At 60.6% G+C, this 12,146-nt stretch carries 7 protein-coding genes; 2 read left to right on the top strand and 5 right to left on the bottom strand.

Going from position 1 to position 12,146, the window contains the following annotated elements:
• Position 1: 1 nt before the first annotated feature.
• Together fahA and hmgA are read right to left on the bottom strand one after the other, a co-directional pair.
• Positions 2-1,306, bottom strand: coding sequence for a fumarylacetoacetase (gene fahA, locus QMK54_RS04500; protein WP_110660990.1), 1,305 nt, complete (start codon positions 1,304-1,306; stop codon positions 2-4).
• A gap of 3 nt (positions 1,307-1,309) precedes the next feature.
• Complete coding sequence (hmgA, locus tag QMK54_RS04495; protein WP_110660989.1) at positions 1,310-2,614, bottom strand: homogentisate 1,2-dioxygenase; 1,305 nt, start codon at positions 2,612-2,614, stop codon at positions 1,310-1,312.
• Between the two features lie 162 nt (positions 2,615-2,776).
• Here hmgA and QMK54_RS04490 point away from each other — a divergent pair, with 162 nt between their 5' ends.
• Positions 2,777-3,574, top strand: coding sequence for an IclR family transcriptional regulator (locus QMK54_RS04490; RefSeq protein WP_110660988.1), 798 nt, complete (start codon positions 2,777-2,779; stop codon positions 3,572-3,574).
• Positions 3,575-3,589: 15 nt separating this feature from the next.
• Here QMK54_RS04490 and QMK54_RS04485 read toward each other — a convergent pair whose 3' ends face one another.
• The 3 genes from QMK54_RS04485 to QMK54_RS04475 form a co-directional block, all read right to left on the bottom strand.
• Positions 3,590-6,133 carry a helix-turn-helix transcriptional regulator gene (locus QMK54_RS04485; protein ID WP_320402130.1) on the bottom strand — a complete coding sequence of 848 codons (2,544 nt, stop codon included), beginning with the start codon at positions 6,131-6,133 and terminating at the stop codon, positions 3,590-3,592.
• Between the two features lie 142 nt (positions 6,134-6,275).
• The gene (locus QMK54_RS04480; RefSeq protein ID WP_223589198.1) at positions 6,276-7,643 is read right to left on the bottom strand and encodes a DUF1329 domain-containing protein; all 1,368 of its coding nucleotides are present in this window, start codon (positions 7,641-7,643) and stop codon (positions 6,276-6,278) included.
• Positions 7,644-7,666: 23 nt separating this feature from the next.
• A complete protein-coding gene (locus tag QMK54_RS04475) occupies positions 7,667-9,460 on the bottom strand; it encodes a DUF1302 domain-containing protein (RefSeq protein ID WP_110660985.1) in 1,794 nt (597 codons plus the stop codon).
• Positions 9,461-11,301: 1,841 nt separating this feature from the next.
• Between QMK54_RS04475 and QMK54_RS04470 the strand changes: the two genes are divergently transcribed.
• Positions 11,302-12,072, top strand: a complete 771-nt coding sequence (locus QMK54_RS04470) for an N-acetylmuramoyl-L-alanine amidase (RefSeq protein WP_110660459.1) — start codon at positions 11,302-11,304, stop codon at positions 12,070-12,072.
• Positions 12,073-12,146 lie beyond the last annotated feature (74 nt).

Below are 12,146 nucleotides of genomic sequence, written 5' to 3'. Positions count from 1 at the left end.
GTCAGCGCGCCGCCAGCACTTTGCCACGGCATTCGCCGAAGCCGATGGACGCGAACCCGTCACGGCGGCAACGGCCGCGCAGGATGATTTCATCGCCGTCTTCCAGGAACTTGCGCACCTCGCCAGAGGCCAGCTCGATCGGTTTTTTACCGCCCTCGGTAATTTCCAGCAGGCTGCCGAACTGACCGTTCTCGGGCCCCGACAGCGTGCCCGAGCCGAACAGATCACCGGCCTGCAATTGGCAGCCATTGACGCTGTGGTGCGCGACCATTTGCGCCACGGTCCAGTACATGTGCCCGGTGTTGCTCAGAGTGAGGCGATGGGCTGGCAGGTTCTGTTCACGCATGGCCTCGGTGAGCAGCAGCACTTCCAGTTCGATGTCGAAAGCACCAGCGGCCTGATCGCGCTTGTCGAACAGGTACGGCAGCGGCTGCGGATCGCCTTGCGGACGCGCAGGCTGGGCACGACGGAATGGCTCCAGCGCTTCGGCGGTGACGACCCACGGCGAGATGCTGGTGATGAAGCTTTTCGACAGGAACGGCCCCAGCGGCTGGTATTCCCAGGCCTGGATATCCCGAGCCGACCAGTCGTTGAGCAGGCAGAAGCCGGCGATGTGATCGGCGGCGTCGCCAATGGCAATCGAGTCGCCCATGTCGTTGCCCTGGCCGATCCAGATGCCCAGCTCCAGTTCGTAGTCCAGGCGCGCGCAAGGGCCGAACGTCGGTTCGCTCTGACCGGCAGGCAAGGTCTGGCCTTTCGGGCGGCGCACATCGGTACCGGACGGGCGAATGGTCGACGCACGACCGTGGTAGCCGATTGGCACGTACTTGTAGTTCGGCAGCAACGGGTTGTCCGGGCGGAACAGTTTGCCGACGTTCTGCGCGTGCTCGATGCCGACGTAGAAGTCGGTGTAATCGTTGATTTTCGCCGGCAGGTGCATCTCGCAATCCGCCGCCAGCGGCAGCAGTTTTGCGCCCTGGGCTTCAATCTTGCCATGCAGGGTGCTGCCTTCGGCGAACAGTTCCAGCAAACGCTCGCGCAAGGCGACGCGAGCCTCGCGGCCCAGTTCGAAGAACGCATTCAACTGGCCGCCACGGGTGGCCTCGACGGCAGCCTTCGCGGCGCCATCGAACAATCCGGCCTCAAGGGCTGCTTGCAGATCAAAGATATGCTCGCCAATGGCCACGCCGCTGCGTGGCGCCGAACCCTTCACGCTGAACACGCCCAGCGGCAGGTTTTGCAACGGGAAATCACCATGGTCGTTGGCGGAAGCAACCCAGCTGCGAGTGATGGAAGTCTGCGTCATGGGTTATCTCCGGGTCGGGTCGAAAGTGGCGGGCAGCGTAGCCCAGCAGGCATCGTAAGTGTTTTGCAATTGCGGGCAATCGAGGGCGAAACGGCTTGGGCGCAACACCTGGCTGGTCTCGAACATGAACGCCATGGTGTTGTCGATTTTCGCCGGCTTGAGATCTGCGTTGACCGCTTTGGTGCAGGTCTCACCGTCGGGACCGTGGGCGCTCATGCAGCTGTGCAACGAAGCACCGCCGGGCACGAAACCTTCGGCCTTGGCGTCGTATTCGCCCTGGATCAACCCCATGAATTCGTTCATCAGGTTGCGGTGGAACCACGGTGGACGGAAGGTTTTCTCGGCGACCATCCAGCGCGGCGGGAAGATTACGAAGTCGAGGTTGGCCAGGCCATGAACGCTGGTCGGCGAGGTCAGTACGGTGAAGATTGACGGATCGGGGTGATCGAAACTGACGGTGCCGATGGTGTTGAAACGACGCAGGTCATACTTGTACGGCACGTTGTTACCGTGCCAGGCGACCACGTTGAGCGGCGAATGATTGAGCTCGCACGCCCACAACTGGCCGAGGAACTTCTGTACCAGCGTGGTGGGTTGCTGCAAGTTTTCGTAGGCCGCCACCGGGGTCAGGAAGTCCCGCGGATTGGCCAGGCCATTGCTGCCGATCGGCCCCAAGTCCGGCAGACGCAGCGGCGCACCATGGTTTTCGGCGACGTAACCACGGGCTTGCGGGTCGAGCAATTCGATGCGGAATTTAAGGCCGCGAGGCAGTACGGCAATTTCCAAAGGTTCCAGCTCAAGCACGCCGAGTTCGGTGGCAATGCGCAGGCGCCCCAGTTCAGGCACCAACAACATTTCGCCGTCAGCATTGAAGAACACGCGCTCCATGGAACGGTTGGCGCGGTAGTTATAGACGCTGATCCCCGCCGGTTTTTCCGCACCCGAGTTGGCGGCCATGCTCACCAGGCCGTCGATGAAATCGGTCGGCTCGGCGGGAATCTCCAGCGGGTTCCAGCGCAGGCGGTTGGGGGTCACTTCACCCAGCGGACCGCCGGCCAGTTGCCGATCCAGTTTGACGAACGCCGGATGATTGGCCGACGGCTGAATGCGATACATCCAGGTCCGCCGCGCCTCGCTGCGCGCCATGGTGAATGCCGTGCCGGAGAACAGTTCGGTGTAGAGGCCATACGGGGCTTTTTGCGGGGAGTTCTGGCCGACAGGCAGTGCGCCCGGCAACGCTTCGCTGCTGAATTCGTTGCCGAAGCCTGACAGGTAGGCCAGCGCTGGCGTCGTTGAATCGGGGTTCATGGAGCCTCCTGAACAGGGAGTCGGCAATGCCGGTCACTCTTTGGAGGAGTAAGTGGCCTGCCTGGGTTATTTTTATCGTAATTCAATTACGCATAACGTAATTTGATTGGTATTGACCGTCAAGCTATAAAGACGCCCATTCGTCCCGGGATCCCAGGCACCATGGAAAAAACCAGCGACAACAACGGTAAACAGAAAGTCCGCTCGGCCGAGGTTGGCACTGACATCCTCAAGGCTCTGGCCGAGTTGTCGCCCTCGACTTCGCTGTCGCGCCTGGCCGAACACGTGCAGATGCCGGCGAGCAAGGTTCACCGCTATTTGCAGGCGCTGATCGCCAGCGGATTCGCCGAACAGAACGCCGCCACCAACCATTACGGCCTGGGCCGCGAAGCCTTGCGCGTGGGGTTGGCGGCACTCAACAGTATGGACGTGCTGAAAGTTGCCGCCCTGCCCCTGGCTGAACTGCGCGACGACTTGAACGAAACCTGCTTTCTGGCGGTGTGGGGCAATCAGGGCGCGACCGTTGTGCATATCGAACCGGCGGTGCGAGCGGTGACGGTGGTGACACAACTGGGCTCGGTATTGCCGCTGCTGAGCTCTTCGACCGGACTGGTCTTCGGTGCGTACCTGCCTGCGCGTGAAACCATGGACCTGCGTGAACAGGAACTGCAAAGCGCTACCGCCCACGCCTTGGCGGATGATCAGGCCTACGCAACGATGTGCGAACAGATTCGCCAACGGGGCCTGCATCATGTGCATGGACTGTTGATGCCCGGAGTGGATGCCTTGTCGGCGCCGGTGTTCAACGCCATGGGCAAGGTTGCGGCAGTGCTGACGGTGGTCGGGCCGACCTCGCTGTTTCACGCCGATGAAGACGGCCCGGCGGCGCGGCGTTTGTTGTCTGCCACACGGGCAGTGAGTTGGCGCATGGGCTTCGAGCCCGACGCATCGACAAACTAACCGCAGCAGCGCTGATCAGGCGGACAGGATCAGCCCCAGTTTCTTGCCCATCGCCACGGCTTGCGTGCGACGTTCAACACCTAGCTTGCTGTGGATTCTGCGTGCGTGGGTTTTCACTGTATGCAACGAAATGAACAGCTGCTCGGCAATTTGCTGATTGGAATTACCCAAGGCAATCAGGCCGAGCACCTCCAATTCCCGACTGCTCAGCAGGCCGGCATCCATGGTCATCGCGGTCGCCGACTCCTCCCCGCGTAAACGGCGGATCAAATCGGGCTGACGCAACGTCAAGTCACGCAACGCCTGTTGTCCCTGGCACCGGCTCACCAGCGCCAGCCCCGCCTCCAGTGCTGCCTGAGCCACGGCCGGCTCGCCCGTCAGGTCCGCCACTTCGCACATTGCCATGTGCAACTCCGTTTCCAGCGTCAGCATGGCGTGTTGTTGCGCGTGCTCGAGTAACGCCTTGAGCCGATCCAATGGACGTTGCACCCGTTGCAGTCGAGTCTCGGCCAGCACCAACTGGTATTCGATACGTGTGATCAGTTGCAGTGTGGCCGGCGGTGCCTGGCGCGCGTGGGCCCCGCGGTAATGCCGCAAGACCCGGATCAGTGCCTCCCGGGCCAACTCCGGGCGCCCTTGTTGCAACCAGAAATGGCTGCTGACTTGCAGCAGCACGCCGCGATAAACGGTGTCGGGGATCTGCCGTTGCTGCATCAGCCGCTCGGCCTCGCGCAGGCGATCGAACGCATGGGCGTAGTCGCGCTGATTGGCCGCCATTTGCGCCTGCCCGAGAAACCCGTACAACACGTGTTTGTCCTGACTGTGCAGGCAGTCATCAAGGCCCGCCTGGAAACATTCGCCGGCCAATTCATCCTGGCCCTGGCACAAGGCCAACCGTCCACGCCGCAGGGCGATTCGCCCCAGCAGTGGCGTCGGTCGATCAGCCTGCCGTTCGAGCATTTCATGGATGTCGGCCAGCAAATGCGCCGCTCGCCGGGGCGCGCCGCGTTGCTCCAGCAATTGCGCATGATCGAGTTCGAGCAAGCCTTCAAACAGCAACGAGCCTTGTGCCCGCGCCAGGCACAGTGCGTCACGATTGAAGGCCTGGGCGGCATCGAGGTCGGCGTTGAGTAGCGCTTGCTGGGTCAACCCGGACAGACACAGCAACCGTGCAGGCCAGGCATCAGCCGCCAGCGCCTCCAGTGCCTCGAGAAAGTGCTCCCGGGCGGCCGGCATGCGCCCCTGCAGATGCAGCAACCATCCCTGTTGCGCCTGCCAACGCGCCAGCAGTTGCCGTTGCAGGGATGCCGTCGGTTGCGGGGCAAATCGCGCCAGTTGCCCAATGCACGCAGCCGCCTGCTCGAAGCGCCCGGCAAACAGCAAGGCTGCGGTGATCAGCCCGACCCGTTGCGGCGTGCCCAGGGTCAATTGTTCACCCAAGTGCTCATGCAGCTTGAGTAACCAGCTGACGTTCTGCCGCTTGAACAAATGCTCAAAGCTGAAGTGCTGCAACAGGCTGACCGCGATCTCGTGTTCCTCTGCCAGTAGCGCCTGCTCGAAGGCGCCCTGCCAGTCTTCTTCAGCACTGAACCACTGGCACGCGCGGCGATGCCAGGAGCGCCCGGCCGGGGCAGGTTCATCACGCATCACCCGGGCCAGCGGCTCGAAGATCCGCAACCACTCGACGGAGTCTTCCCAGGGTTCAATGAAGCAGCCCATTTCCTGCAGTGCATGCAGCCACTGCGCGCCCTCACCCGTCCCGAAAAGATGCTCGCACAAGCTGGCGTTGAAGCGCGGCAGATGAACCAACACCTGCCAGACCTCAACCAACTCCGGCGGCAAGGTGTTGAACAACTCGTGTTGCAGATAATCGAGCAGCGTCGCTGAACGCCCCTGTTCACCCGACCACGGACAACCATTGAGTAACGCGATCCGCACGCCGGCGCACCAGCCACCGCTGCGCTCGAACACACGCCTGGCCGATTGTGCCGCCAGGGTCGGCTCGACATGACCGAGCAACTGCCGGACCTCAGCCTCGGTAAACGCCAGTGCCCGGCCTTCACACTCGTACAACTCATCATTGAGCAGCAGCCGCGGCCAGTTGCAGGGTGGTCGTCGACGCGAACTCAACCACCAGGTCAGCGACGGGCTGGCGACGGCCAACAGGCGATCGAGCAACCGGTCGAGTTCCGGGTTGGGTGCCCGGCAGTAATCATCGAGAAACAGCCAGGTCGGCGCCTGTAATCGGGCCAGATGCGCCAGCAGACCGGGCTCATCCGCCGAGGGCAGGCCCAACGCTTGCGTCAGGCGCAATAGAAAATCGCCGGTACTCATTGACTCCCCCGCCAGTGGCAGCCAACAGACCCGACAGCGCTCCGGTGCCCGCAACAGGCATTCGGTGAGCAACGCGCTCTTGCCACTACCCGCCGGCGCGCAAAGCAACTTCACCCGCGCCGTCGAGACGAGCATGGGTTCAATCAGCCGCTCGCGGGACAGATGATGGGACGACAGTCGGGGCAGGAAGCCAGGGCGGTCCAGACGGTGCGTCATAGCGGTCATAGTGGTGCGCCTTTTTTTATAATTCTGGCGCCACCCTAGACCCCTCCCGAGCGCTTGTTGAAGAAGTATTCAACACACTGATCAACCCCTATAAAAAAGGTGACCGTAAGGTCACCCTTTTGTGTAGGAGCACGTAGGAAACCTACCTGACCCCCGTGCTACGCAAGGCCGCTGGTGTGTAGTCCCCCGCTATTGCATTGACGTTGAATTCGAAGCTGCGCTTCTCCTCGTTTTTCATTCCCAGGGCGATATAACGACCGGCAATCAGGTCATACAGTGCTTCGACTGTGTAGGCCGGCACCTGGTGATCGTAGTAGAACTGGGCATGCCCTTCGGCGACGCGCCAGAGCTGTCCGCGCCCGTCGTAGTGGTCGGCCAGCGCCACTTGCCAGCTGTCTTCATCGATGTACATGTGGCGCTTGGCATACACGTGCCGCTCGTTTGGCTTGACCGTGGCAACGACTTCCCAGACCCGGTGCAACTCATAACGAGTCAGGTCCTGATTGATGTGCCCGGCCTTGATCACATCGGTGTACTTGAGATCCGGCGAGTCGAGCTTGTAGCTGTTGTAGGGGATGTACATCTCCTTCTTGCCGACCAGTTTCCAGTCGTAGCGATCCGGCGCACCGGAAAACATGTCGAAGTTGTCAGTGGTGCGCAAGCCGTCGGATGAGGTGCCGACGCCGTCATAGGCGACCTGTGGCGCACGCCGTACCCGCCGCTGGCCGGCGTTGTAGATCCAGGCCTTGCGTGGCTCCTTGACCTGGTCGAGGGTTTCGTGGACCAGCAACACGTTGCCCGCCAGCCGCGCCGGCGCGGTGACTTCCTGCTTGAAGTAGCTGAGGACGTTATCGTCGCTGCCCGGTTTCAGGTCACCGAGCAACGACGGTACGGCGACCTCGTCCTTGAAGCGCACCACCGTGAAGTCGCCATTGGACTGCGGTGTCGCCTGGGTGATGGTGCGGCGCAGATTGCCGCCGTGGTAACGCGTGATGTGATTCCAGATCACCTCCACACCATTCTTCGGAATCGGGAACGCGTAGTAGCGGTTGCCGGTGAAGTTGGCCAGACCGTTACCGTCGTTGATCGGTGTGACGTTCAGTGCGCTGCGTTTGGCCGCCTCGTATATCTCTGCCGGTAACGCCACGGTGCGATGGCTCGGGTAGACAGGAATTTTGTATGTCTCGGGATAGCGCTTGAACATCGCGACCTGGCCGTCGGAGAGCTTGTCCTTGTACTTGTCGACGGTCGCCGCGGTGATCACGAACAACGGTTTTTCGTTGGCGAACGGATCGGCCAGAAAACCTTTGCTGTCCACCGCACCAGCGTTTTTCGGGATACCGCCGGTCCAGGCCGGAATCGAGCCATCGGCATTGCCGGCCTTCTCGGCACCCAGCGGGGTCAGGCTGGTGCCGAGCTTGCCGGCTTCTTCCGGCGAGACCGCGGCCATCACGTTGGCGGCCAATAACCCGAGGGTCAGCGCGCCCAATTGCAGAATCATCTTGCGCATCGAAATCATCCTTTTCAGCCAGATCAGAAGTTCACGCCAAAGCTCAACGCCACGAAGTCACGGTCAGTGAGGACGTTGTAGTCCCCGCCGAAAAAGTCGGTGTAACTGAGGCTCGCGGTGTAGGTGTTGCGATAGTCCGCATCGACGCCGAGGCTGACGGCCTTGGCGCCTTCGTTGAACAGGCCGTTGGGGCCATAGCCGGAGACGTCGTGGGACCACGAGAGGTTGGGCCTGAAGTTGATCCCGGCGATGAGGTTGTTGTAGTCGAGGATGGCCCGGGCGCGATAACCCCATGAGGTCGACGTCACGAAGCCATCGGTATCCCCGCCGAAACCATACTGGCCATACACCGAGTCGCGGCCGTAGCGCAGTTTGGTCCGTGCTTCCAGGCCACCGACCCGAACCACCGCGGCCTCACCCACCAGGGTCAGGCGATCCGCACCCGCAACCTGGTCGATGAAGTGCGTCAGGGTGCTCTGGACCTGCGTCACCTCCTTGCGGCGATAGCCTTTGTTGTCGGCCCCGGGTGAGGTGGTGATGGGCGATGCGGCTCCGCCAGCGATCGGGTTGAGCAACGCCAGGGTCAGGTCATTGGTGTTGACCTGCACCGGGGCGTTGGGGCGGTAGCTGATTTCCCCGCTCCACGCGGTGCCGGTGGATAAGGTGGTAGAGAAGCTCGCGCCGTAGAGGCGGATGTCCTCCGGGTATTCGAGGTAATACTGGCCGCGACCGAGCATCACACTTTGGGCCAGGCCTGAACCGCTACCGGGGGCAATGCGGTTGGCGGCGGTGACGATCCCCGGAATGCTTGCCAGCGTACCGGGCCCGGCGGTGGTGGTCCCGACGTTCGGCGAGCGACTGTGGTAGTTCATGAAGTACAGGCCGTACTCGGTGTCGTCCCCCAGCCAGCGCAATGCTGTCCCCCACTGCCCGGAATCCCGGGCATCGCGGTCGCCACCACGAGGGACGATCACACCTTCCTTGCTGACTTCGAAGCCCTGGCCAAAGGCCGCTGCAATCGGCTGCAAGGGTGCAATGGCCGGGCTGGCAACGGTGTAGCCCTTGTTGCAGCCGTCCGCCACCACATCGACCCCAAAGAAGGTGCCGCAGTTATCGACGACCGTCTGATCCCATTCCAGTTGATAGAAACCTTCGACCGTCAGCTTGTCCGTCAGCCCCTGGGAAGCAAACAACATGTTTACCGGAATCAGGCCTTCCTTGATCTCGGCTCCGGGACGACGGAACGCAGACACGTCGACCGGGTTGATGCTATTGATCGAGTTGCCGATGAAGGTGCTCTCGCCCCAACTGACCACCTGCTTGCCGGCGCGAACCGTGCCCGGCAAATCGGCGAGGGAGTAGTTGTGGTAGACGAAAGCGTCGAGGATTTGTCCGCCTGAAGACTTGGCGCCTTCTTTACGATTGTGATCGCTGATGTCCTTGAAGGGGCGGCTTTCATCTTTCAGTTCAAAGTCGTACCAGTATTTGCCACGCACAAACACACCGGTGTCGCCGTACTTCAATTCGAGGTCGTGGATCCCCTTGAAGATCTTCGAGAAGGTTTCGCCCTTCTTGAAATTCAATCGCCCATCGTCGCCGGTTGAAGACTGGCCAGAACCGCCGTTGACGGTACCCACCAGGGCGTTATCCGCATCACGCATGCCCCAGCTCGCGCCGACTGAGAGCGAGGAGTCGAACGTCCCCTCGATTTCCCCGATGTTGAACGATACGGCCTGTGCCTGGGCACAGCAGCCTAATGCGACCGCAGCCGCCAGCGCCTGCGGTGTGAAGATGGCGCGCATTGTTGTTTTTGTCATGCGTCTTCCCCGGTGAGTGACAGAAGGCCTCACCCTACTGCCGGGCACGGGGGTCGATAAGCGCACCAAGGAGGTATTCGCGGTGTACCTCTAAAGGATGACTGCCACTGGAGCATCATCCAGACGGCGAGCGCCGAAGCCTGACTGTTGCCGGGGCTGCAACAGTGCATGTCCGGAATTGGTATTTTTCCTACGACAATAAGGGCTTATTCTTACCTGACTGCCACGGTAACCCCCGCAAGGCACGATGTACCGGCCTGCGCCGTGATTGAAAGATTTCAGATGAATTGAGGATTCGGTTCATCGCCCCGTGTTCACTGACGTTGATTTGTAGCTCCTGATCCAACGTCTTACTTTGGCCGCTGCGTTTGCAGCGGCCTTTTTTATGCGGCTTTCACTGGTTTGGAGGCCCCCTCATTGTCGACTCGGACGCGCCTCCAGTAGGAGCTGGCTTGTCGGGTCGCCGCATCGCAGCGATGGTCGTCAACGATAACGCGTATGACCTGGATAAACGCGGCGCACTTGAGTCCATCGCCGGCAAGCCGGCTCCTACAATTTGGCGTTCACATCATTTCCACTCGGACGCGGTCTCTTGTAGGGGCTGGCTTGCCGGCGATGGTCGTTAACGATAACGCGTACGAACCGGATAAACGCGGCGCACTCGAGTCCATCGCCAGCAAGCCGGCTCCTACAGTTTGGCGTTCACATCATTTCCACCAGGACGCGGTCTCTTGTAGGGGCTGGCTTGCCGGCGATGGTCGTTAACGATAACGCGTACGAACCGGATAAACGCGGCGCACTCGAGTCCATCGCCAGCAAGCCGGCTCCTACAGTTTGGCGTTCACATCATTTCCACCAGGACGCGGTCCTGTGTAGGAGCTGGCTTGCCGGCGATGGTCGTTAACGATAACGCGCATGAACTGGATAAACGCGGCGCACTGGAGTCCATCGCCAGCAAGCCGGCTCCTACAATTTGGCGTTCACATCATTTCGACTCGGACGCGGTCTCTTGTAGGGGCTGGCTTGCCAGCGATGGTCGTTAACGATGACGCGCGTGACCTGGATAAACGCGGCGCACTGGAGTCCATCGCCAGCAAGCTGGCTCCTACAGTTTGGCGTTCACATCATTGCGACCCGGACGCGGTCCCTTGTAGGAGCTGGCTTGCCAGCGATGGTTGTTAACGATAACGCGTGTGGACTGGATAAACGCGGCGTACTCGAGTCCATCGCCAGCAAGCCGGCTCCTACAGTTTGGCGTTCACATCATTTCGACTCGGACGCGGTCTCTTGTAGGGGCTGGCTTGCCAGCGATGGTCGTTAACGATGACGCGCGTGACCTGGATAAACGCGGCGCACTGGAGTCCATCGCCAGCAAGCTGGCTCCTACAGTTTGGCGTTCACATCATTGCGACCCGGACGCGGTCCCTTGTAGGAGCTGGCTTGCCAGCGATGGTTGTTAACGATAACGCGTGTGGACTGGATAAACGCGGCGTACTCGAGTCCATCGCCAGCAAGCCGGCTCCTACAGTTTGGTGTTCACATCATTTCGACTCGGACGCGGTCTCTTGTAGGGGCTGGCTTGCCGGCGATGGTCGTTAACCATAACGCGTGTGAACCGGATAAACGCGGCGCACTTGAGTCCATCGCCGGCAAGCCGGCTCCTACAGTCAGTCGGCAACCCTGACCCTCCAGGCAAAACTTTACATGCCTACACTTCTTTCAGAAAACGACTACAAGCATAGGTAAACACCAACTGCGCTCAGGCCATTAAGTTGAACAGCAAGTCGACGAACGACCTTTATCGTCGTCCGACTTCAAACTTAATTATTGTGAGTGCAGCCATGAAACCCATCAGTTACAACCAGTATCGTTCAACCAGAAGCGTCAACAGTCGAGTACGCTTTCTGGTTTTTCACTACACGGCCGCTAACTTTTCAAGTTCTGTCAGTACCCTGACCGGCCCGAATGTCAGCGCGCACTATCTGGTTCCAGATATCACCGACCCCAGCTACCTGAAAGCCGGTCATACCGGGCAGGAAGTCTTCAGCCTGGTGGAAGAAACCCATCGCGCGTGGCACGCCGGCGTCAGCCAGTGGGGCAACCGCAGCAATCTGAATGACACGTCCATCGGCGTTGAAGTCGTCAACCTGGCGACTGACGACGAAGGCGATTTCACCTTCCCGCCGTATCACCCCGAGCAGATTGCAGCGATTGAACAACTGGCGCTGAACATCCTCAAGCGCTACCCGGATATCACGCCGACGCAGGTTCTGGGCCACTCCGATGTTTCAGTCGGCCGCAAAAGTGACCCGGGGCCGATGTTTCCCTGGCAGGCGCTGTACTTGAAAGGCGTCGGCGCCTGGTTCGATGCAACCACCCGGGACAAGTATCTGTGCCAATACAACTCGTCAGGTGTTCCAGCCCGAAGCGAATTGCTGGGGCTGTTCAAATCCTATGGATATGATGTCTCGGGCGCGTCAACGGAAGGTGGTTTTCAACAGTTGGTGCGGGCATTCCAGATGCATTTTCGCCCGGACAATTACGATGGAAAAATGGACGCACAAACAGCCGCCAACCTGAAGGCGCTGGTAGTCAAATACTTTCCCGGCTGATGGCGACCAAACGGTTTTCCGGACGACAAATGCAACAACCGGCAAGGCCAGTCAATGTGACCTTGCCGGTTTTG

The sequence above is a fragment of the Pseudomonas sp. P5_109 genome (assembly GCF_034009455.1).
In the GTDB taxonomy this organism is placed as follows: domain Bacteria; phylum Pseudomonadota; class Gammaproteobacteria; order Pseudomonadales; family Pseudomonadaceae; genus Aquipseudomonas.
The sequence above is the reverse complement of the archived record's forward strand: the minus strand, read 5'-3'. Positions and strand labels throughout refer to the sequence as shown.

What these genes read in the sequence shown, in the direction of transcription:
- fahA (WP_110660990.1), bottom strand. Translation starts at nt 1,306, where the DNA reads ATGACGCAGACTTCCATCACTCGCAGCTGGGTTGCTTCCGCCAACGAC.
- hmgA (WP_110660989.1), bottom strand. Translation starts at nt 2,614, where the DNA reads ATGAACCCCGATTCAACGACGCCAGCGCTGGCCTACCTGTCAGGCTTC.
- QMK54_RS04490 (WP_110660988.1), top strand. Translation starts at nt 2,777, where the DNA reads ATGGAAAAAACCAGCGACAACAACGGTAAACAGAAAGTCCGCTCGGCC.
- QMK54_RS04485 (WP_320402130.1), bottom strand. Translation starts at nt 6,133, where the DNA reads ATGACCGCTATGACGCACCGTCTGGACCGCCCTGGCTTCCTGCCCCGA.
- QMK54_RS04480 (WP_223589198.1), bottom strand. Translation starts at nt 7,643, where the DNA reads ATGCGCAAGATGATTCTGCAATTGGGCGCGCTGACCCTCGGGTTATTG.
- QMK54_RS04475 (WP_110660985.1), bottom strand. Translation starts at nt 9,460, where the DNA reads ATGACAAAAACAACAATGCGCGCCATCTTCACACCGCAGGCGCTGGCG.
- QMK54_RS04470 (WP_110660459.1), top strand. Translation starts at nt 11,302, where the DNA reads ATGAAACCCATCAGTTACAACCAGTATCGTTCAACCAGAAGCGTCAAC.